Source organism: Pseudomonas sp. Pseusp9, assembly GCF_059491265.1.
On record NZ_CP168500.1, the window covers coordinates 5,087,323 to 5,107,075 of the forward strand.

At 61.4% G+C, this 19,753-nt stretch carries 21 protein-coding genes; 9 read left to right on the forward strand and 12 right to left on the reverse strand.

Annotation, left to right across the window (positions count from 1 at the left end; genetic code table 11):
* The first annotated feature begins 31 nt into the window (after positions 1–31).
* On the forward strand, positions 32–1,156 hold the full coding sequence (locus ACEN8E_RS23145; protein ID WP_495590014.1) for a glycerophosphodiester phosphodiesterase: 1,125 nt from the start codon (positions 32–34) through the stop codon (positions 1,154–1,156).
* 152 nt (positions 1,157–1,308) lie between these two features.
* Positions 1,309–1,614, forward strand: a complete 306-nt coding sequence (locus tag ACEN8E_RS23150; RefSeq protein WP_429365611.1) for a PepSY domain-containing protein — start codon at positions 1,309–1,311, stop codon at positions 1,612–1,614.
* Positions 1,615–1,674: 60 nt separating this feature from the next.
* On the opposite strand, the gene ACEN8E_RS23155 is transcribed toward ACEN8E_RS23150, so the two are convergent.
* Entirely contained in the window at positions 1,675–3,300 is a 1,626-nt protein-coding gene (locus ACEN8E_RS23155) for a methyl-accepting chemotaxis protein (RefSeq protein WP_495590015.1), read from the reverse strand.
* A gap of 273 nt (positions 3,301–3,573) precedes the next feature.
* On the opposite strand from ACEN8E_RS23155, the gene ACEN8E_RS23160 reads away from it, so the two are divergent.
* Positions 3,574–4,596 (forward strand): transporter, encoded by a 1,023-nt coding sequence (locus tag ACEN8E_RS23160; RefSeq protein WP_495590016.1) that lies wholly within the window; start codon positions 3,574–3,576, stop codon positions 4,594–4,596.
* 234 nt (positions 4,597–4,830) lie between these two features.
* A complete protein-coding gene (locus ACEN8E_RS23165) occupies positions 4,831–6,444 on the forward strand; it encodes an inorganic phosphate transporter (protein ID WP_495590017.1) in 1,614 nt (537 codons plus the stop codon).
* A gap of 52 nt (positions 6,445–6,496) precedes the next feature.
* On the opposite strand, the gene ACEN8E_RS23170 is transcribed toward ACEN8E_RS23165, so the two are convergent.
* Entirely contained in the window at positions 6,497–7,393 is an 897-nt protein-coding gene (locus tag ACEN8E_RS23170; protein WP_495590018.1) for a LysR family transcriptional regulator, read from the reverse strand.
* Positions 7,394–7,515: 122 nt separating this feature from the next.
* On the opposite strand from ACEN8E_RS23170, the gene ACEN8E_RS23175 reads away from it, so the two are divergent.
* Complete coding sequence (locus tag ACEN8E_RS23175; RefSeq protein WP_495590019.1) at positions 7,516–8,274, forward strand: SDR family NAD(P)-dependent oxidoreductase; 759 nt, start codon at positions 7,516–7,518, stop codon at positions 8,272–8,274.
* A 58-nt stretch (positions 8,275–8,332) separates the two neighbouring features.
* Here the strand turns inward: ACEN8E_RS23175 and ACEN8E_RS23180 are convergent, their stop codons facing one another.
* On the reverse strand, positions 8,333–8,767 hold the full coding sequence (locus ACEN8E_RS23180) for a multidrug/biocide efflux PACE transporter (protein ID WP_495590020.1): 435 nt from the start codon (positions 8,765–8,767) through the stop codon (positions 8,333–8,335).
* Between the two features lie 90 nt (positions 8,768–8,857).
* Between ACEN8E_RS23180 and ACEN8E_RS23185 the strand changes: the two genes are divergently transcribed.
* On the forward strand, positions 8,858–9,712 hold the full coding sequence (locus ACEN8E_RS23185; RefSeq protein WP_495590021.1) for a LysR family transcriptional regulator: 855 nt from the start codon (positions 8,858–8,860) through the stop codon (positions 9,710–9,712).
* Between the two features lie 93 nt (positions 9,713–9,805).
* Here ACEN8E_RS23185 and ACEN8E_RS23190 read toward each other — a convergent pair whose 3' ends face one another.
* From ACEN8E_RS23190 to ACEN8E_RS23200, 3 genes are all read right to left on the reverse strand, one after another.
* Positions 9,806–11,041 carry an RNA polymerase sigma factor gene (locus ACEN8E_RS23190; protein ID WP_495590022.1) on the reverse strand — a complete coding sequence of 412 codons (1,236 nt, stop codon included), beginning with the start codon at positions 11,039–11,041 and terminating at the stop codon, positions 9,806–9,808.
* 1 nt (position 11,042) lies between these two features.
* Entirely contained in the window at positions 11,043–11,387 is a 345-nt protein-coding gene (locus tag ACEN8E_RS23195; protein WP_495590023.1) for a YciI family protein, read from the reverse strand.
* Positions 11,388–11,453: 66 nt separating this feature from the next.
* Positions 11,454–11,879: a YybH family protein gene (locus ACEN8E_RS23200; RefSeq protein ID WP_429365622.1), complete on the reverse strand. Its 426-nt coding sequence runs from the start codon at positions 11,877–11,879 to the stop codon at positions 11,454–11,456.
* Positions 11,880–12,022: 143 nt separating this feature from the next.
* On the opposite strand from ACEN8E_RS23200, the gene ACEN8E_RS23205 reads away from it, so the two are divergent.
* On the forward strand, positions 12,023–12,508 hold the full coding sequence (locus tag ACEN8E_RS23205; protein WP_008022849.1) for a GNAT family N-acetyltransferase: 486 nt from the start codon (positions 12,023–12,025) through the stop codon (positions 12,506–12,508).
* A gap of 145 nt (positions 12,509–12,653) precedes the next feature.
* Here ACEN8E_RS23205 and ACEN8E_RS23210 read toward each other — a convergent pair whose 3' ends face one another.
* From ACEN8E_RS23210 to ACEN8E_RS23220, 3 genes are all read right to left on the reverse strand, one after another.
* On the reverse strand, positions 12,654–13,142 hold the full coding sequence (locus tag ACEN8E_RS23210; protein ID WP_495590024.1) for a GNAT family N-acetyltransferase: 489 nt from the start codon (positions 13,140–13,142) through the stop codon (positions 12,654–12,656).
* Between the two features lie 98 nt (positions 13,143–13,240).
* Positions 13,241–13,726 (reverse strand): GyrI-like domain-containing protein, encoded by a 486-nt coding sequence (locus tag ACEN8E_RS23215; RefSeq protein WP_495590025.1) that lies wholly within the window; start codon positions 13,724–13,726, stop codon positions 13,241–13,243.
* Positions 13,727–13,793: 67 nt separating this feature from the next.
* Positions 13,794–14,456 (reverse strand): LysE family translocator, encoded by a 663-nt coding sequence (locus ACEN8E_RS23220; protein ID WP_413427327.1) that lies wholly within the window; start codon positions 14,454–14,456, stop codon positions 13,794–13,796.
* A gap of 139 nt (positions 14,457–14,595) precedes the next feature.
* Here ACEN8E_RS23220 and alaC point away from each other — a divergent pair, with 139 nt between their 5' ends.
* Entirely contained in the window at positions 14,596–15,807 is a 1,212-nt protein-coding gene (alaC, locus tag ACEN8E_RS23225; RefSeq protein ID WP_495590026.1) for an alanine transaminase, read from the forward strand.
* Positions 15,808–15,933: 126 nt separating this feature from the next.
* On the opposite strand, the gene ACEN8E_RS23230 is transcribed toward alaC, so the two are convergent.
* Both ACEN8E_RS23230 and ACEN8E_RS23235 read right to left on the reverse strand, forming a co-directional pair.
* The gene (locus tag ACEN8E_RS23230) at positions 15,934–17,286 is read right to left on the reverse strand and encodes a GntP family permease (protein WP_429365628.1); all 1,353 of its coding nucleotides are present in this window, start codon (positions 17,284–17,286) and stop codon (positions 15,934–15,936) included.
* Positions 17,287–17,367: 81 nt separating this feature from the next.
* Positions 17,368–17,901, reverse strand: a complete 534-nt coding sequence (locus tag ACEN8E_RS23235; RefSeq protein WP_495590027.1) for a gluconokinase — start codon at positions 17,899–17,901, stop codon at positions 17,368–17,370.
* Between the two features lie 215 nt (positions 17,902–18,116).
* Between ACEN8E_RS23235 and gntR the strand changes: the two genes are divergently transcribed.
* Positions 18,117–19,148 carry an HTH-type transcriptional regulator GntR gene (gene gntR / locus ACEN8E_RS23240; RefSeq protein WP_495590028.1) on the forward strand — a complete coding sequence of 344 codons (1,032 nt, stop codon included), beginning with the start codon at positions 18,117–18,119 and terminating at the stop codon, positions 19,146–19,148.
* Between the two features lie 57 nt (positions 19,149–19,205).
* Here the strand turns inward: gntR and ACEN8E_RS23245 are convergent, their stop codons facing one another.
* On the reverse strand, positions 19,206–19,454 hold the full coding sequence (locus tag ACEN8E_RS23245) for a DUF6124 family protein (protein ID WP_495590029.1): 249 nt from the start codon (positions 19,452–19,454) through the stop codon (positions 19,206–19,208).
* Positions 19,455–19,753: the final 299 nt, after the last annotated feature.

Sequence of the window (19,753 nt, forward strand, 5' to 3'; positions counted from 1 at the left end):
ACCGCCCCCTCATTGCGAAAGGATCTCGACCATGCCTGCACCCTTTACTAAAAGCGCCCTGTTATTGAGCCTGTTGCTCGGCTTCGGCCAGGCACAGGCCACCAGCGAACCTGGCCCGACGGCGCTGGCAACCCGTTTGGGGATTCCACATCCAGCGGTGATCGCCCACCGTGGCGCGTCTTTCGATGCACCGGAATCCACTGCCGCCGCCTACAAGGCTGCCCGCGACCTGGGCGCCGACTACCTGGAAATGGATCTGCAACGCAGCAAGGATGGCGTGCTGTTTGCCCTGCACGACAACAACCTGCAACGCACCACCGATGTCGCCAGCAAATTCCCCGAGCGCAAGGACAGCCCGGCCACTGCGTTCACCATGGCCGAGCTGAAAACCCTGGATGCGGGCAGCTGGTTCAACGCCGCCTACCCGGATCGTGCGCGCCCGGCCTTCGCCGGCCTGAAGATCCTGACCCTTGATGAAATCATCGACATCGCCGAGGGCAATGCCCTGCACAAGCCCGGCCTGTACATCGAGACCAAGGAGCCGAAACAGTTTCCCGGCATCGAACACGACCTCAAGGAAAAACTTCAGGACCGCGGCTGGCTGAGCCCGACAGGTTCGAAACTGGCGAAAAGCGAACTGGCAGTCGGCCAGGGTAAAGGCAAAGTGGTCCTGCAGACCTTTGAGAAGAGCAGCCTCGAACTGCTGCAAAAGGAAATGCCGGCGGTGCCGAAGATCCTGCTGCTGTGGGTGGGTGAAGGCAGTATCGAGCCCAAGTCCAAAGTGACATTTGCCGAGTCCGGCACAAAGGACAAAGCCACTTACTACGCCACACAGGAACCGAAGGACAAAGCCGAATTCCAGCAGTGGGTCGACTACGCCAAGGCCCAGGGCGCCATCGGCACCGGACCGTCCGCCGCACTGACCGAGGGTGGCGACCAGAGCTATTCGGACCTGGTGCAACCGTGGATGAACCAGTACACCCACAGTCAGGGCCTGCTGGTGCACGTCTACACCATCGACGAGGCGGTGGACTACCAGAAAGTCATGGACGCCGGGGTCGACGGCATTTTCACCAACCGCGCCAGTGAGTTGTTGAAGTTTTATAAACGTCCGGCGGCGAGTGTCGATCAAGTGTTGAAGAGCAACGGGTATTGATCCTTGCCTGTCACGGCACCGAGGTGCCTGCTTCGCGAGCAGGCTCGCTCCTACAGGGATTGATGCAGGACATGTAGCGGGTTTTAAGGGTGGATTAAGTTGCTCACGCTAACCTGATCTCACTTGAACGGATCGCCCAAGGAAAGAATCCCATGAAGACCCTGACTGTTTTGTTGACCGCTGCAACCCTGACCCTCACCGCGGGCCTGGCCCAGGCCGATGTGCGGGTCGATGAGATCCCGCAACTGGTCAAGGACGGCAAGATCAAGCCGCTGGAAGACCTGAACAAGATCGCGCTGGAACTGCACCCGGGTGCAACGATCACCAAAACCGAACTGGACAACCACTTCAACGGTTACGAGTACGAAATCGAACTGCGTGACGCCAAGAACGTCGAGTGGGATGTAGACATCGATGCCTCCAACGGCAAGGTCCTGAAAAACAAACAGGACACCTGATCCCGAAACGCACAAAAGCCGCACGATTGAGAAATCGTGCGGCTTTTTTGTGTTCAGGATTCAGGCGCTCAGGCGCGCCGTCACCTCGTTCAACTGCCCCGACAAACCGTGCAGGTTGTTGCTGGCCGCTTCAGTGCGCTGCACGTTGTCCAGGTTGGTGCTGGCGATGCTGGTGATCTCGGTGAGGTTGCGCGAGATGTCTTCGGCCACCGAGGTTTGTTCTTCGGCGGCCGTGGCAATCTGGCGGTTCATGTCGCGGATGGCTTCCACGGCCAGGGTGATGCGTTCGAGCATGGCGCCGGCCTCGGTCACTTGCTGCACGCTTTCTTCGCTGCGTGACTGACCGCTTTCAATTGCCTGGGCCGCTTCCACCGCACCGGTCTGCACGGTCTGGATGATCTGGTTGATCTCGATGATCGACGCCGCCGTACGTTGGGCCAGGCTGCGCACTTCATCGGCCACCACCGCGAAGCCGCGTCCGGCCTCACCGGCGCGGGCCGCTTCGATCGCCGCGTTGAGCGCCAGCAGGTTGGTCTGTTCGGCGATGCCGCGAATCACCTCCAGGACCTTGCCGATGCGCCCACTGTCGGTTTCCAGTTGGCGGATGACCGTGGCGGTGTTGGCGATTTCACCGCGCATCCGGGTGATGGTGCGGATGGTGCCCTGCATGACTTTTTCGCCCTGCTGGGCGGACTGGTCGGCATCGTCAGCGGCCCGCGCCGCCTCGGCGGCATGCCGGGCAACTTCCTGTGCGGTGGCGGACATTTCGTTCATCGCCGTGGCCACCTGATCGGTACGGTTGAACTGCTCGTTGGTGCCGCCCGCCATCACGGTGGCAATCGAATTCAACTCGCCGCTGGCGCTGTCCAGGTCCGACGCGCTGCGCTGCAAGCGGCTGAAGGTGTCGGCGAGGAAATCGCGCAGGGTGTTGGCGGCCATCGCCAGTTTGCCCAACTCGTCCTGACGGGTGCTGGCCACGCGCTCGGCAACACGCCCCTGGCTGAGCTGCGCCACGTATTCGATCAGTTTGCGGATCGGCTCGACCAGGTTGCGGTTGACCAGCCACAGGCTCAGCAAGCCGATCAGCAGCCCCGACACCAGCATCACGACAAGCCCCAGCAACACCGTGCGATCGGCACTGGCGCTGATCAGGGTCGATTGCTCGGCGCCCTGCTTGCGCAACTCGCTGACCAGTTCACTCATCTGGTCGCTGGTGGCACGGTCCACGCCCTTGACCGCCGTGTCGCCCGCCGTCGGGTCGCCGCCTGCGGCAACGAACGCGTCCCGGCCCTTCTGATAGGCCGCGCCCAACTGACGATGTTCGTCACGCAAGCGCTCGATGCGGCGCTTGAGTTGAGGGTCGATACCCTTCTGCCCGGCCAGTTCGCCAAGGATGTTTTGCACATCGCGCTGACGTTCTTCGAATTGCCCCCAGTATTTGCTCAGGTCCGCCGGTTGCTTGCCGCGCAACAGGACGTTTTTCCATTCCTGCACCTGCACCTTGAATTGCAGGTTGGCTTCATCGATCAATTGCGAAGTATGCAGCGGGCCTTCGATCAGATTGGCGTAGCTCTGCACGCCGCTGGACAGGAAGTGAAAGCACGCCAGGGCGATCAACAGCATCGCCAGCAGGCTGCCACTCAACAGGGCGAGAATTTGCGCTCTCAGGGATTTTTGCAAAAGCATCGGATGGTACTCATGACAGGAATGAGGCACGCCCCGCAAAGGCGTGAAAGGTGTCCGGACATCCCTGTCTGCGATCACGGCCAATGGCCGGGGGCGCGCAACTTAACCCAAGCGTGATCGGCGTGCCAGAGCGGTTCTTGAGAATATTCCGACCGCCGGTAGGGCAATCGTTTACGTTATTTTCCTGTCACAAAAACGTCATCCCGGCTTGCGATGATGCCGCTCAAGTGAACCTGTAAAACACGTGACAGGCGCCTCCCCTTGCGAGTCCTCATGAACCACAGCATCGACCAAAGCCATCGCGACACGGATCTGTTCGGCCTGCTCTACGGTTTCAGTTTTCGCCCCGGTGAGGCCGGCCGGGAAATCAACTCCGCCGAGGCCTTGCAGTACCTGCAACAACCGGAAAGCGACGAGCAATTTCTGTGGCTGCACCTCAACCTCGCCCATGCTGCGTGCGAGCGCTGGATGAAGAGTCATCTGGAACTGCCCGAGGAGTTTTTCGAAGCGCTGCACGAAGGCTCGCGTTCGACGCGCATCGAGCATGTCGACTCCGCGTTGCTGGCGGTGGTCAACGACGTGGTGTTCAACCTCAGCAACATGGTGTCGTCGGATGTCTCGACCCTGTGGGCGTGCGCCCGCAGCCGGCTGATCATCAGCGCCCGCCTGCAACCGTTGCACTCGGTGGACAAATTGCGCTCGTCGGTGAAGGCCCGGGAATGCTTTCGCTCCCCACTGGAACTGCTGGTGCATCTGCTGCGTGACCAGGGTGAAGTGCTGACCCAGATCGTGCGCAAGACCAGCCAGAGCGTGGATCAGATCGAAGACGAATTGCTCTCCTCGCGGCTGTCGACCAACCGCGCCGAGCTGGGCGCCAATCGCCGGGTACTGGTGCGGTTGCAACGGCTGCTGGCGCTGGAGCCAGGCTCGTTGCTGCGCCTGCTCAACCGTCCGCCGCAATGGCTGCAGAAGGAAGACGTGAAGGAATTGCGTAAATCCACCGAGGAGTTTGCGCTGATCATCAACGACCTCACCGCGCTGGGTGAGCGGATCAAACTGTTGCAGGAAGAGATCGCCGCCAACATCAACGAACAGACCAACCGCACGCTGTTCACCCTGACGGTGGTCACGGTACTCGCGCTGCCGATCAACATCATCGCCGGTTTCTTCGGCATGAACGTCGGCGGCATTCCGCTGGCCGGTGACCCGGAAGGTTTCTGGATTCTCGTGGCGCTGGTCGCGACTTTTACCGTGATCGCCGGGCGCTGGGCGTTTCGCAAGCAGCAGGATTATTGAACATCCCTGCAACTCTGTGGGAGCGAGCCTGCTCGCGAAGAGGGCGAAACATTCAATAAAGATGTTGAATGCCAGTCCGCTTTCGCGAGCAGGCTCGCTCCCACATTGGTTTCCGCGCTCGACTTCGGATCAGCGGTTCTGCAAAAAAAGCCAAATACTGACCCAGAGCAGTCTCCCCGTAACAATTGACAACGATTATCGCGAATACTCCTTCCCTCCTCAGGAATGTCCGTGATGGCTACGCCCTCCTTCACCGCCGCCCCGACACCCGCCAGTAGCGCCAGACTGCAATTCGACAAAAAACCCAGCCTGATCACCATCGTGGTATTTGTTGCCGTGCTGGCCATCGGCTTGTTGTTTACTGCCTACAGCCTGATGCGCGACATGAGCGAACTCGGCACGGTGGTGACCACCTGGACGCCGTTCCTGCTGCTTGGCGTGGCGCTGCTGATCGCCCTGGGCTTCGAGTTCGTCAACGGCTTCCACGACACCGCCAACGCGGTCGCCACGGTGATTTACACCCACTCGCTGCCGCCCAACGTGGCGGTGGTCTGGTCCGGTTTCTTCAACTTCCTCGGGGTGCTGCTGTCCAGCGGCGCGGTGGCGTTCGGCATCATCGCCCTGCTGCCGGTGGAGCTGATCCTGCAAGTCGGCTCGTCCGCCGGATTCGCAATGATCTTCGCCCTGCTGATCGCCGCGATCCTGTGGAACCTCGGCACCTGGTGGCTGGGGTTGCCGGCGTCGTCGTCGCACACCCTGATCGGTTCGATCATCGGGGTCGGCGTGGCCAATGCCTTGATGCACGGCCGCGACGGCACCAGCGGTGTGGACTGGGCCCAGGCCACCAAGATCGGTTACGCGTTGCTGCTCTCGCCGTTGGTCGGCTTCGGCTGCGCCGCGCTGCTGTTGTTGGCCCTGCGCGCGTTCGTCAAGAATCGTGCGCTGTACAAGGAACCAAAGGGCCAGACCCCGCCGCCATGGTGGATTCGCGGCCTGCTGATCATGACCTGCACCGGCGTGTCGTTTGCCCACGGTTCGAACGACGGCCAAAAAGGCATGGGCCTGATCATGCTGATCCTGGTCGGCACGCTGCCAATGGCGTACGCCTTGAACCGCACCATGCCGGCGGATCAAGCGCTGCAGTTCGCCGCGGTCGCCGAAGTCACCCAGCAAGCGCTGGTGAAAGCTGCGCCGCTGCCAGCACCCGCCGACCCGCGTCCGGTGCTGTCCGAATACGTGCGTTCGAAGCAGGCGACCCCGCAATTGGTGCCGGCGCTGGCGGCGCTGACCGGCAGCATCGGCGCCCAAGTGAAAAGTTATGGCTCGCTGTCGAAAGTCCCGGCCGAGGCCGTGGGCAACGTGCGTAACGACATGTATTTGAGCAGCGAAACCATTCGCCTGATGGACAAGAACAAGGTCGGCAATTTCGACGCCGACACCAGCGGCAAGCTGCAACTGTTCAAGCAACAGATCGACAACGCCACACGGTTCATTCCGTTGTGGGTGAAAATCGCCGTGGCCATCGCCCTGGGCCTGGGCACCATGGTCGGCTGGAAGCGCATCGTGGTGACCGTCGGCGAGAAAATCGGCAAGACCCACCTGACCTACGCCCAGGGCGCCTCGGCAGAAACCGTGGCGATGCTGACCATCGGCGCCGCCGACATGTTCGGCCTGCCGGTGTCGACCACTCACGTGCTGTCCTCGGGCGTGGCCGGGACCATGGTCGCCAACGGTGGCGGTTTGCAGATGAAGACCATCCGCAACCTGCTGATGGCCTGGGTGCTGACCTTGCCGGCGGCAATCCTGCTGTCGGGCAGCCTGTACTGGTTGTTCACTCAACTCTTTTAAACACCGCAATATCCAGTGGGAGTGGGCCTGCCCTCTCCCACTGGGACTCGTATCAGGCCACCGAGCGAATCACCTCCCCCAACCAGTCCATGAACACCCTGACCCGCAACGGCAAATGCCGCTGCCGGGCATAGAGCAACGACGCCTCCATGGACGGCGCATTGAACTGCGGCAACACCTCGACCAATTCACCGCTTTGCAGGTAGGCGTGCATGCCCATCTTCGGCGCCTGAATCAGGCCGAAACCACCCAGGCAGGCGGCCTCGTAGGCATCGGTGCTGTTGACCGTGACACTGCCGGCCATCGGCACTCGCTGCACCTGCCCCTTGTCGACGTACACAAACCCTTCCGAACGCCCACCCAGTACGCCGACGTAGTGCACCAGCCGATGCTGCGCCAGGTCTTCCAGCCGCTCGGGCACGCCATAGCGCTGCACATACGCGGGGCTGGCGCAGTTGACCATGCTGAAGTCACACAGGTGTCGCGCCACCACCGACTGATCCGGTTGGGCGCCGATGCGCAGCACGCAATCGAAGCCTTCGGCGAGCAGATCGACCCGGCGGTCGGTGCTGCTGATTTCCAGTTCCAGCAGCGGGTGCCGCGCCATGAACTGCGGCAAGCGCGGCATCACCACCCGGCGCGCGAGAATGTTCGGCAGGTCGATGCGAATACGCCCGACCAGCGACGCCTCGTCCTGGCGAAACAATCCCTCGATTTCGTCCATGTGCGACAACAGGTCCTTGCTGCGCTCGTACAACACCAGGCCATCCTGGGTCGCCTGCACCTTGCGTGTGGTGCGTTGCAGCAGGCGGGTGCCGAGCAAGGCCTCCAGGGCCTGTACATGCTCGGACACCGTTGAGCGCGGCAGGCCCAGGCTTTCGCCGGCCAGGGTGAAACTCGACATCTCGCTGACACGGACAAAGGTGCGCAACAGTTCCAGTTTGTTCATCGGCCTGCTCTTTTATTGTTCGGATTATCCGACCAGTGATTCCGGTTTCACTCTGTTTATCACCACCAAGCGGATAAATAAACTTCCTCACATCAACCGCCCACTGCCCCTGAGGAAGTCCCATGAACCGTAAAATCGCATTGATCACCGGCGCCAGCCGCGGCCTCGGTAAAAACGCAGCCCTGCATCTGGTCGCCCAGGGCATCGACATCATCGGCACCTACAACAGCCGCGCCGATGAGGCACAGGCACTGGTGGCCGAGATCGAAAGCCTCGGCGGTCGCGCCGTCATGCTGCAACTGGACGTTGCCCGCAGTGAGCAGTTCGACGCCTTCGGCAGCGAAGTGGCGAAGGTCCTGCACAGCCACTTCGAACGCGAGCGTTTCGATTTTCTGGTCAACAACGCCGGGATCGGCCTGCACGCCAACTTCGTCGACACCACCGTCGAACAGTTCGACCTGTTGGTGAACATCCACTTCAAGGGGCCGTTTTTCCTCACGCAGACGCTGTTGCCGTTGCTCAATGACGGTGGCCGTATCGTCAACATTTCCAGCGGCCTGGCCCGCTTCAGCCTGCCGGGGCACAGCGCCTACGCGGCGATGAAAGGCGCGATGGAAGTGCTGACCCGCTACCAGGCCAAGGAACTCGGCGCGCGCAATATCGCGGTAAACATCCTGGCACCGGGGGCGATAGAAACGGATTTCAGCGGTGGCGCCGTGCGCGACAACCCTGAGCTGAACACGCTGGTGGCGAACAACACCGCCCTGGGTCGCGCCGGTTTGCCGGATGACATCGGCGCCGCGATTGCGCTGCTGTTGGCACCGGGTAGCCAGTGGATCAACGGCCAGCGCATCGAGGCGTCGGGGGGGATGTTTTTGTAAAACGCCCTGTAGCGAGGGAGTTTGCTCCCTCGCTACATAAGCCTGGTTCAAAAGCTACTCAGCAAACCTCGCGAGTCATCACCATCCGCTCGCGAACCACGTCATACACCCAATGATAAACGTAGGTGTACGGCAGGAAGAACAACAGCACGCCGATATCCAGCAAGAACGCCTGCCACAGACTGACATTCAGCCACCAGGCAATCAGCGGCACGCCCAGGGCGACCAGCCCGCCTTCGAACAGCAGCGCATGCACCACCCGGACCCAGGCGTTGTGCACGATGGCGAAACGCTTGAGCACCCGGTCGAACATGCCGTTGAAGACCACGTTCCAGGCAAGGGCCAGCGCAGCGATGAGGAGGGTGACCACGCCCATTTCCAGCATCGGCTTCTTCATGATCCAGGCCAGCAACGGGGTACAGATCAGGATCGCCAGCAGTTCGAAACCGATGGCCTGGAAAATACGTTCAGTAATGGACTTGTTGGCGCTCATGGCCGTACTCCCTTGAGTGACTGTGGTTGCCATGATCTGTCATCACACCGATACTTCATAACCAATAACCATCGATCAAGGCGATAGTTCATGGCTTCTCACGAAGTGTTGCTGGCGTTTGTCGAAGCCGCGACCCAAGGCTCGTTCTCCGCGGCAGCGCGCAAGCTGGGCCGCAGTCAGTCGACCATCAGCGCAGCGGTGGCCAGCCTGGAAATCGACTTGAACCTGACGCTGTTCGACCGCAGCAGCCGCAAGCCCGGACTGACCCCGGCCGGGCACGTCATGCTGCAACGGGCCGAGGACATCCTGGCCGCCACCAGTCGCCTGGAAATGACCGCCAGCCAACTGTCCCAAGGGGTGGAAGCGAAGCTGACGGTGGCGCTGTCCGATACCTATCAATCGGACCGCTTCGAAGCGTCACTCAGTGCCTTCGAACAGCGTTACCCCGACCTGGAACTCGAATGCCTGATCGCCGAATGCGCTGACCTTGTGTCCCTGGTGCAAAGCGGCCGGGCGCAGATTGCCTTCGCCGAAATGCAGGACAGCTACCCGCCGGACCTGGTCAGTTCGACGGTGGACGAACGCACGGAAATCGCCTTGTTCGTGTCCCCGGCACACCCCTTGGCAAGGCTGGACCCTGTCGATCAGGACGCACTGCAGCAGCACCGCGAGCTGCGCCTGGCCACCATCATCAATCCCTATGAAAGCCGGGCGAAGGGTCGGGTCTGGTCGGCACCGAGTTACCTGATGCTGCTGGAAATGGCCCAGGGCGGATTTGGTTGGGCACCCCTGCCCCGCTGGCTGGTCGAGCGGTTCGGGCCAGGTTCGTTACAGGAACTGGTGGTGCGCGGTTGGCCGAAAACGGTGTCGGTGGATGCGTTGTGGTCGCGGCTGAATCCGCCGGGGCCGGCGGGGAGCTGGTTGTTGGGCAAGATGCTGGAATAGTGGCGCGCCCTTCGCGAGCAGGCTCGCTCCCACATTTAGACCGAGTCAAGTGTGGGAGCGAGCCTGCTCGCGAAGAGGTCAGCCAATATCACATCAATCCAACGCCCTGAGCCGCCCTTCGATAAACCGCCGCTCCGGCTCTTGCCGGGTCAACGCCAGCGCCCGCTCCCACGCCGCCCGCGCCTCTGGCTTGCGGCCCAGTTGCCGACAAAACTCCGCCCGCGCCGAATACGCCAGGTGGTAGTCGAGCAGCTCTCCGCGCTCCAGAATGGCCTCCACCAACATCAGCCCCGCCAGTGGCCCATCGCGCTTCGAAATCGCCACCGCCCGATTCAACTCGATCACCGGCGAAGGCACTGCCCGCAGCAGCACGTCATACAGGCCGACAATCTGCGGCCAATCGGTTTCCCCCGCCGTCGGCGCTTCGGCATGCACCGCCGCGATGGCCGCTTGCAGGCAATAGGGTCCGAATCGCCCCATGCTCAATGCCTGTTCGATCAACGCGCAGCCTTCAGTGATCAACCCGGTGTCCCACCGCGAACGGTCCTGCTCATCCAGCACAATCAGCTCGCCGCTCGCCGAGGTTCTGGCCGTGCGGCGCGACTCGTGCAACAGCATCAATGCCAGCAAGCCCATCACCTCCGGCTCCGGCAACAATTGCACCAGTAACCGGCCGAGACGGATCGCCTCGCGGGTCAAATCCTCGCGAATCAGTTCGGCCCCGACGGACGCCGAGTAGCCCTCGTTGAACACCAGGTAAATCACCCGCAATACGCTGTCCAGTCGCTCGGGCAACTCGGCCAGCGTCGGCACTTGATAAGGGATTTTCGCGTCGCGGATCTTCGCCTTGGCGCGCACGATGCGCTGGGCGATGGTGGCCGGGGCCGAGAGAAAGGCCCGGGCGATTTCTTCCGTGGTCAGGTCACAGACTTCCCGCAGCGTCAGCGGCACTTGCGCGTCCGCCGCGAGGGCCGGGTGGCAGCAAGTGAAGATCAGCCGCAGGCGATCGTCTTCCACGTCTTCACCACTCCAGTCGGCCTGTTCCAGCGCCTCCAGTTGCGCGATCAACAGCGGCTGCGACGCAGCAAAACGCGCACGCCGGCGCAAGGCATCGATGGCCTTGAAACGCCCGGTGGACACCAGCCAGGCCCGCGGATTGTCTGGCACGCCATCACGCTGCCAGCGTTCGACCGCGATGAAAAACGCCTCGTGCAAGGCTTCTTCGGCGAGGTCGAAATCCCCCAGCAAGCGAATCAGGGTCGCGAGAATCCGCCGCGAGTCTTCGCGATAGACCCGCTCGACCTGGGCCTGAACCGGCAGCCCCGGCATCTTAAGGATTCAACTGCCGAACGGGGCGCACTTCGACACTGCCAACCCGGGCCGCCGGAATGTTGCCGGCGACCTGAATGGCTTCGTTGAGGTCCCTGGCATCGATCAGGTAGAAGCCGGCCAGTTGCTCCTTGGTTTCTGCGAACGGACCGTCGGTGATCGACAGCTTGCCGTTGCGCATGCGCACCGTGGTGGCGGTCTGCACCGATTCCAGCGCCTCGGCGGCGACCATCCGCCCGCTGCCCTGGATCGATTCGGCATAGGCCATGCACTCTGCGTCCTTGGGGCTTTCCGGTAGCGAATGCAGTAGATGCTCATCGCTGTAGACCAGGCATAAGTACTTCATCACGCTCTCCTTATCGAACGATCAACTATGGCCGCTGGTTGGCATTCCGGCGCGGCTTCCCGACGATCAGGGCTTGAGGTCGAACAGCGCCGCGCCGCTGGCCATGTCGAACGGTGCCGACCAATGTTCGTGGACAATCTGCCACAGCCCGTCTTCCTGGCGATAGCACGCACTGCCGCGCATCCAGCAGGCCTGGGTTTCGCCCTTGTCGTTGGTACCGCCGCAGTGGGCCAGCCAATGGGCGAAGGCGATCTCCTGGGACGCCTCGATGCGGATGTCGTGGAATTCGAAAATGTGCGGGCCGGGGCACATCTTCATGCAATCCTCCCAATGCGCGCGATACGCCGGTTTGCCTTTGAATTGCAGGGCCTTGACCGCGTCGAAGGAGACGATGTCGTCGGCATACAGGGTCATGACTTTATCCACGTCCTTGGCCATCACGGCCTGACGATAGGTTTCGATCAGGTTCTGGATCTGGGTTTGCGAGTTCATGGTGGTTCTCCGTGGTTTTTATTAAGTGAAGACACCCTTAGTCGTCCGGCGATCCGGCAAATCGACAGGTGAAATAAAAATAATCCAAACAATCAGACTCGCTAGAATCCGAGGTTCATTCATGTAGGAAAAAGGACAATCCCGTGACAGCTCGACTCGTGCCTTATGAAAGCCTGAACGCGCTGCAACGCCAACAGGTCGAGGCCATCGAAGTGCACCCGGAGCAAATCAGATTCTCCGGTGATATCCACGGTGCCCTGCACACCCTGCTCTCTCGGCCCGGCCCCGGCGTCAAGGGCTTCGCCCTGCTGGCCGAGGGTGTGCCCGTCGCGTTCCTGCTGCTCAAGCGCCCGCCGGTGTTGCCGGCCTGGGCCGATGAACACAGCGCCACCTTGCATGCACTGCAAGTCGATCAACGCGCGCAGGGCAAAGGCTACGGCAAGGCCTGCCTGCAGGCGCTGCCCGAGGCGGCGCGCCTGGCCTGGCCGGAAATCAAGGGACTGGAGCTGTCGGTGGATGCCGACAACGAGGCGGCCATCGCCCTGTACGCCAGGTTTGGCTTTGTCGACAGCGGCGAGGCGTACAAGGGCCGGATCGGCTATGAACGGCGGATGGGGTTGGTGTTTTGACTGCGCGTTAGTTTTGTACAGACATTACTGACACAACACTGCCCCCTGTAGGAGCGAGCCTGCTCGCGAAGGTGTGTCAGCATAAGTGGTGTCGACTGACACTCCATCGCGAGCAGGCTCGCTCCTACAGGGGTTCCACGTCGGTTCAGAGCTTGAGCACCATCTCATGCCACGCCATGCCGCCATGGTCGGACGCCGAGGGTTTGATGTAGGCAAAACCGAACCCGGCGTACAACGGAATGTGCCGTTCCTTGCACATCAGGTTGATGCTGACCTTGCCCAGCGCACGCATGCGCTCGATGAACTCGCCCATCAGCCGTTTGGCCAGGCCTTGCCCCTGATAATCCGGGTGCACCACCACTGACATGATCACCACGTGCGGCCCGGCCGGGTCGTGGCCGATCAGTTCCTTGAACGCCTCGTCCGACATTTCCACCTGAAACGCCGCCCCGGAATTGATGAAACCGGCCACGGCCCCGTCCACCTCAGCGACGATAAAACCCTCGGGCCAGGTGGCGATGCGGGTGGCGATCTTTTCGCGGGTTGCGGCTTCGTCACCTTCATAGGCGAGGGTTTCGATGGCAAAGCAGCGGTCAAGATCGGCGGGGGTGACGTTGCGGATGACGGTGTTCATGGCAGCTCGGGATCAGCGTGGGAAAGACTGGCGATCATAAATCAGCCGCCGAGGGACATCGAGAGACGAATCGGCTGATCCGCCTCCCAATGCAGGTGTCATGCCTTGATCGGCAACCAGATTTCCAGCTTGCCGGTGTTGAGCTTTGGGTTGAAGTCTTCGCTGTAGCGCTCGAACTCCGGGGCCGCCAGCAGTTCACGGCCGGATTGCGGCAGCCACGTACCATGGATGTACTGAAAGGTTTGCGGCAGGGTGTCCAGCGGCCCCTTGTGCTCGAACACCACGTACTGCTGCGGCTGAACTTCCACCCAGCGATAGGTATCCGGCAAATCGTCGAGTTTGCTGATCTCGACGCCAGCGATGTAATCGAAGCCGCCCTTGCCATCGAAATTGCAGCAGACGCCGTAGGTGACTTCGCCCTTCTGTCCCGGAACATTGCCGATGTGGGGAGTGAATTTTTCCCAGAGTGCAGGAATGTCCTGGGTGGTTTGCTGGGTAAATCGTCCGCCCAGCCCTGCAATCAGCAGGAAGTGTCCGTGTTCGAAGCGTGGTTCCGTCACTTCAACGCGTGTTTGCTCATCCATGGCTCGACTCCTGACGCATGAAAATGGGTTCGGCTGGGAGTATAGAAGCCAAACCCGATTCGCCCAGTCACAGCGCGTGCAGCTGCTCGACGGCGGCGGCACCGACGAACTCGTTATAGCCAGATAGAATCACGTAGACCGCGAAATAGCAGAAGATCGCCGCCGATGCCATATAGGAGTAGCGCAGCAGCTTGTCGCCCAGCAACTTGCCGCCATGGCTCGCGGCGAAGCACAAACCTGCCGACCACAGCAGCCCGGCACAGAGGAAGCCGCCGAGAAACAGTGCCGAACTGAGCGGGCCACCGCCACCGGAACGGGCGATCAGGGTGCCGCCAACGGCCGCGAACCAGAGAATGGCGCTGGGCGAGGACATGGCGAGAAAAATCCCACGCAAGAATTCCTTGCGGTGGGAGTTGTTCCCGACCTCCGCCGTCTCGGCCAGCAACGCCTCGTGGTGAATCGCCGAATAGATCATCTTCGCCGCGAAGTACACCAGCAGCGCCGAGCCACCGATCCACAACACCCAGCGCACGCTTTCGTACTGCAGCAACACGGTCATGCCGGCCAGTGCCAATACGGCGTAGATCAGGTCGCCGACGCAGGTGCCGAGGCCCAGCGCAAAGCCCTGGAAATAGCCGCGCTGCATGGCCAGGGTGATCATCGCGATGTTGGCCACGCCGATATCCAGGCACAGCGAGAGGCTCAGCAGGAAGCCACTGGAAAATTCCATCGACCCAATTCCTTCGGAAAAATTTGTTCACATTGAGGCTGGACAGTCTGCCACAGCTGCCCGTACATTCCGCCACAGGTCACCGCAGTGACCAGCGTCGCTCGGACGGTTCCGGGCGCTTACGTTATCCGAGGCAACAATGGCCGAACAAGGTTCGCCGCGCCGCTTTGCGCGCATCGATCGACTCCCCCCTTACGTTTTCAACATCACTGCCGAGCTGAAGATGGCCGCCCGTCGTCGTGGCGAAGACATCATCGACTTGAGCATGGGCAACCCCGACGGCGCCACCCCGCCGCACATCGTCGAAAAACTGGTCACCGTCGCCCAGCGCGAAGACACCCATGGTTACTCCACCTCCAAGGGCATTCCGCGTCTGCGCCGGGCGATCTCCAACTGGTACAAGGATCGCTACGAGGTCGACATCGACCCGGAAAGCGAAGCCATCGTCACCATCGGTTCCAAGGAAGGCCTGGCGCATCTGATGCTGGCGACCCTGGACCAGGGCGACACCGTGCTGGTGCCGAACCCGAGCTACCCGATCCACATCTACGGTGCCGTGATTGCCGGCGCCCAGGTGCGTTCGGTGCCGCTGGTGCCGGGCGTGGATTTCTTCGCCGAACTGGAACGGGCCATTCGCGGCTCGATCCCGAAGCCGAAGATGATGATCCTCGGTTTCCCGTCCAACCCGACCGCCCAGTGCGTGGAGCTGGATTTCTTCGAGCGGGTGATCGCCCTCGCCAAGCAGTACGACGTGCTGGTGGTGCATGACCTGGCCTACGCCGACATCGTCTACGACGGCTGGAAAGCCCCGTCGATCATGCAGGTGCCGGGGGCCAAGGACATTGCCGTGGAGTTTTTCACCCTGTCCAAGAGCTACAACATGGCCGGCTGGCGCATCGGTTTCATGGTTGGCAACCCGGAACTGGTCAACGCCCTGGCGCGGATCAAGAGCTACCACGACTACGGCACCTTCACCCCGCTGCAAGTGGCGGCGATTGCCGCGCTCGAAGGCGATCAGCAATGCGTGCGCGACATCGCCGAGCAATATCGGCAGCGACGCAACGTGCTGGTCAAGGGCCTGCATGAGCTGGGCTGGATGGTCGAAAACCCGAAAGCCTCGATGTACGTCTGGGCGAAGATTCCCGAGGCCTATGCGCACCTGGGCTCGCTGGAATTCGCCAAGAAACTGCTGGCCGAGGCCAAGGTATGCGTCTCGCCGGGCGTCGGGTTTGGCGAATACGGCGATGATCACGTGCGCTTTGCGCTGATTGAAAACCAGGACCGGATTCGTCAGGCCGTACGCGGGATTCGCGGGATGTTCCGGACGGATGGGCTAGTAACCAAATCCTGACACCCTGCACAAAACACTGTGGGAGCGAGCCTGCTCGCGAAGAGGACATAACATTCAATGAAGATGTTGAATGTAAGTCTGCTTTCGCGAGCAGGCTCGCTCCCACATTGGGTGTTGCGGTGACGTTTAGACGAACAACGACAACAACAGGATAAAGCCCAGGCCCACCACCGACAGGATGGTTTCCATCGCGGTCCAGGTCTTGAAGGTTTCCGCCACGGTCATGTTGAAGTACTGCTTGACCAGCCAGAAGCCGGCGTCGTTGACGTGAGACAGGATCAACGAACCGGCACCGGTGGCCAGCACCAGCAGTTCACGGTTCACACCCGGCATCATCCCCACCACCGGCACCACGATGCCAGCGCCGGTAATGGTCGCCACAGTTGCCGAACCGGTGGCGATACGAATCACCGCCGCCACCAGCCAGGCCAGCAGGATCGGCGAGATTTGCGCCGCCACCGCCATGTGGCCGATCACGTCACCCACGCCGCTGGTGACCAGCATCTGCTTGAAGCCACCACCGGCACCGATGATCAGGATGATCGCGGCGGTCGGCGCCAGGCTCGCATCCAGCCATTTCAGGATCTGTTGCGAACCGATGCCCTGCTTGTGGCCGAAGGTGTACAGCGACAGCAGCAACGCCAGCAGCAGCGCCGAGATCGGGTGACCGATCAGATCCATGAAGGTGCGGAAGAAGTTGCCGTCCGGCAGCACGACGTCGGCAAAGGTTTTGAGCAGCATCAGGAACACCGGCGACAGCACGGTGACCAGGGTGATGCCGAAGCTCGGCAGATCGGCGGAATCCGACTCGCGCGCCAGTTGATCCACCAGCTCCTGATTCGGATGGCCGGGGATGTGCTTGGCAATGAAGGTACCGAAGATCGGACCGGCAATGATGGCGGTCGGCAGCGCCACGATCAGGCCGTACAGAATGGTCTTGCCGATGTCGGCACCGAACACGCCGATGGCCAGCAACGGACCCGGGTGCGGTGGCACCAGGCCGTGTACCGCCGACAGACCGGCCAGCAGCGGGATGCCGATCTTGATGATCGACACGCCGGTGCGGCGGGCCACGATGAACACCAACGGAATCAGCAACACGAAGCCGATTTCGAAGAACAGCGGGATGCCGACCAGGAACGCAGCGAACATCATCGCCCACTGCACCTTGTCCTTGCCGAAGGCACGGATCAATGTCTGCGCAATCTGATCCGCACCGCCCGATTCGGCCATCATTTTGCCGAGCATCGTGCCCAGCGCGAGGATGATGCCGACAAAACCGAGTACGCCACCGAAGCCGTCCTGGAACGCCTTGATGATGGTACCGATCGGCATGCCGGAGGTGAGCCCGAGGAAAGCGGCAGCAATGGTCAGGGCAATGAACGGGTGAAGCTTGAACTTGGTGATCAGGACAATAAGCCCGATCACCGTGACCACTGCATCGAGCAGCAGGAACGTCTCGTGGGACATGCCAAACATTGGGGGTGTCTCCTGGTTGTTGTTGTTATTAAAGCGGGTTAATCAGAAGCCGCGAGGACAGCGCTGTCTTTACAAGCACGCTCATACCGCCTGCTTCAGGCCGTTCGCCTGCCACCAGACATGAGCCTGGGCGGCCAGTTGCTCGACGCTGTGGGTCGAAGCATCCAGCGCCAGGGTCAACGGCTCGCCGACGGGCGATTCGAGGGTGGCGAACTGGCTGGCGATCAGGGTCGACGGCATGAAGTGGCCCGGCCGATGGGACACACGGTCGGCGGCCACCTCGGGGGTCAGTTCAAGAAACACGAAACCCAGGCCCGGCAAGGCACTGCGCAGACGTTCGCGATAGATGTGTTTGAGCGCCGAACAGGTCAGCACCGGGCGCTGGCCCATGGCGTCGACACGGCGCAACTCATCGCACAGGCTGTCGAGCCAGCCGGCGCGGTCTTCGTCGTTCAGGGGGATGCCCGCGCTCATCTTTTCGATGTTGGCGGCAGGGTGGAAAGAGTCGCCTTCAATGGCAGTGGCGCCGCTCAGTTGGCACAGGGCCTCGCTGACGCACGTCTTGCCGCAACCGGCAACGCCCATGATGACCAGGGCGGTGATGGGATGATTCATGTAACACCTCAGCGCGCAGACAGCGCTACCTTTGCCAGTTATGACACTAGACCAAAAGCAGGAGTTGCCGACGCCTTTCTTGTCATTTTGTGGGTTGCAGCAGGTTAAGTCTCAACGCCAAAAAGCGAGGATCAGGCGAACCCCCGCTCACGCATTTGCAGCTGCATCGAGACAGCGCTACCTTAGTGCCTTGAATTTTGTTTGGCAAGCCGTCGATGAACACAACCAAGAACGATAAAAATACCCGTACCACTGGCCGCCCTACCCTGAACGAAGTTGCCCGACTGGCCGGCGTCAGCCCGATTACCGCCTCCCGCGCCCTGCGTGGCGTCAGCACCGTGGCCACCGAACTGGTGGAAAAAGTGCAGAAAGCGGCGCTCGAACTCAACTACGTCGTCAACCCTGCCGCCCGCGCCCTGGCCTCGGCCCAGAGCCATTCGGTGGTGGTGTTGGTGCCGTCGCTGTCCAACCTGTTGTTCATCGACACCTTGGAAGCCATTCATCAGGTCCTGCGGCCCAAGGGCTTCGAAGTGCTGATCGGCAACTTCCACTATTCGCGCGATGAAGAAGAAAACCTGCTGCGCAATTACATGGCCTATCAGCCGCGTGGCTTGTTGCTGACGGGTTTCGACCGCACCGAAAGTTCACGGCGCATGATCGAAGCCAGCAACATTCCTTGCGTGTACATGATGGAACTGGACAGTGCGGCCGGGCTCAATTGCGTTGGTTTCTCGCAACTGGCGGCCGGCGAAACGGCGGCCGAACACTTGCTGTCTCGCGGTCGCAAGCGTCTGGCCTACATCGGCGCACAACTGGACCAACGCACCTTGCTGCGCGGCGAAGGCTTCCGCAAAGCCCTGCAAAAAGCCGGCTTGTATGACCCGGACCTGGAAGTGCTGACGCCGCGCTCGTCTTCGGTCGGCTTGGGCGGGGAACTGTTCCTGCAACTGCTCGCCAGTCATCCCGATGTCGATGCGATCTTCTTCGGCAACGACGACCTGGCCCAGGGCGCCTTGCTTGAAGCCATGCGCAATGGCATCAGGATTCCCGAGCAGGTGGCGATTCTCGGCTTCAACGACCTGCCCATGTCCGAACACATGGTCCCGCGCCTGAGCAGCATCAACACCCCGCGCGAGGCCATCGGCCGCCGTGCCGCGGAGCAGATGCTCACGCTGATGGCCGGCAATAGCGTGGCCAAGCCGGTGCAGGACATGGGGTTTGAGTTGAAGGTGCGCGAGAGTACCTGAGACGGCCCTTGATCACTCCCGCGCAGCGCGTGGGAATGATTGGCTGCAAGTCAGCATTCAATCCTGCGGATCAAGGTTATCCAGTACGCGATTCACCGCCAGTTCGGCCAGCATGATGATCTGTGCAATCGCCAGCGCCGTGTTGCGCTGACCGCCTTCCAGAAACGCAGCAAAGTCATTGGTCATGACGCTCGCCGAGGCCAGTGATTCGCAGGCGTGTGCCAACAGCGTTTCGTTATTGATGCCAGGCGAGATGGAGAACATGGGGCTGGGATTGCGTGGGGGGTTGGGTGTGGGTTTGAACATGGCAATGCTCCTAGAGTGATGGAGCTGCCACGATTCGCTGCGATACGAAGGGGTGGCAGCTGTACGCGGGTCGCAGACCGGGACTCTAGAACCCGGTAGACCCGAAGGTCTCCCACGCACAGCCGCCATAACGTAATTCGATCACGAACGGTGGACGCTATGCGTCTAGAGATACCCGGGCTGCGAAACCCGATCGCTGAATTTGCAGCGACACGGAACGATAGAGTCCGGATACCAGGCGCACAAGTCGGCGGATTCTGGCGTAGTCGTAGGCAATTCTGCAAGAAACCACTGCCTGC

What these genes read in the sequence shown, in the direction of transcription:
- alaC (WP_495590026.1), top strand. Translation starts at nt 14,596, where the DNA reads ATGGCCGAACAAGGTTCGCCGCGCCGCTTTGCGCGCATCGATCGACTC.
- ACEN8E_RS23145 (WP_495590014.1), top strand. Translation starts at nt 32, where the DNA reads ATGCCTGCACCCTTTACTAAAAGCGCCCTGTTATTGAGCCTGTTGCTC.
- gntR (WP_495590028.1), top strand. Translation starts at nt 18,117, where the DNA reads ATGAACACAACCAAGAACGATAAAAATACCCGTACCACTGGCCGCCCT.
- ACEN8E_RS23170 (WP_495590018.1), bottom strand. Translation starts at nt 7,393, where the DNA reads ATGAACAAACTGGAACTGTTGCGCACCTTTGTCCGTGTCAGCGAGATG.
- ACEN8E_RS23190 (WP_495590022.1), bottom strand. Translation starts at nt 11,041, where the DNA reads ATGCCGGGGCTGCCGGTTCAGGCCCAGGTCGAGCGGGTCTATCGCGAA.
- ACEN8E_RS23235 (WP_495590027.1), bottom strand. Translation starts at nt 17,901, where the DNA reads ATGAATCATCCCATCACCGCCCTGGTCATCATGGGCGTTGCCGGTTGC.
- ACEN8E_RS23175 (WP_495590019.1), top strand. Translation starts at nt 7,516, where the DNA reads ATGAACCGTAAAATCGCATTGATCACCGGCGCCAGCCGCGGCCTCGGT.
- ACEN8E_RS23155 (WP_495590015.1), bottom strand. Translation starts at nt 3,300, where the DNA reads ATGCTTTTGCAAAAATCCCTGAGAGCGCAAATTCTCGCCCTGTTGAGT.
- ACEN8E_RS23180 (WP_495590020.1), bottom strand. Translation starts at nt 8,767, where the DNA reads ATGAGCGCCAACAAGTCCATTACTGAACGTATTTTCCAGGCCATCGGT.
- ACEN8E_RS23215 (WP_495590025.1), bottom strand. Translation starts at nt 13,726, where the DNA reads ATGGATGAGCAAACACGCGTTGAAGTGACGGAACCACGCTTCGAACAC.
- ACEN8E_RS23165 (WP_495590017.1), top strand. Translation starts at nt 4,831, where the DNA reads ATGGCTACGCCCTCCTTCACCGCCGCCCCGACACCCGCCAGTAGCGCC.
- ACEN8E_RS23150 (WP_429365611.1), top strand. Translation starts at nt 1,309, where the DNA reads ATGAAGACCCTGACTGTTTTGTTGACCGCTGCAACCCTGACCCTCACC.
- ACEN8E_RS23195 (WP_495590023.1), bottom strand. Translation starts at nt 11,387, where the DNA reads ATGAAGTACTTATGCCTGGTCTACAGCGATGAGCATCTACTGCATTCG.
- ACEN8E_RS23185 (WP_495590021.1), top strand. Translation starts at nt 8,858, where the DNA reads ATGGCTTCTCACGAAGTGTTGCTGGCGTTTGTCGAAGCCGCGACCCAA.
- ACEN8E_RS23200 (WP_429365622.1), bottom strand. Translation starts at nt 11,879, where the DNA reads ATGAACTCGCAAACCCAGATCCAGAACCTGATCGAAACCTATCGTCAG.
- ACEN8E_RS23245 (WP_495590029.1), bottom strand. Translation starts at nt 19,454, where the DNA reads ATGTTCAAACCCACACCCAACCCCCCACGCAATCCCAGCCCCATGTTC.
- ACEN8E_RS23220 (WP_413427327.1), bottom strand. Translation starts at nt 14,456, where the DNA reads ATGGAATTTTCCAGTGGCTTCCTGCTGAGCCTCTCGCTGTGCCTGGAT.
- ACEN8E_RS23230 (WP_429365628.1), bottom strand. Translation starts at nt 17,286, where the DNA reads ATGTTTGGCATGTCCCACGAGACGTTCCTGCTGCTCGATGCAGTGGTC.
- ACEN8E_RS23160 (WP_495590016.1), top strand. Translation starts at nt 3,574, where the DNA reads ATGAACCACAGCATCGACCAAAGCCATCGCGACACGGATCTGTTCGGC.
- ACEN8E_RS23210 (WP_495590024.1), bottom strand. Translation starts at nt 13,142, where the DNA reads ATGAACACCGTCATCCGCAACGTCACCCCCGCCGATCTTGACCGCTGC.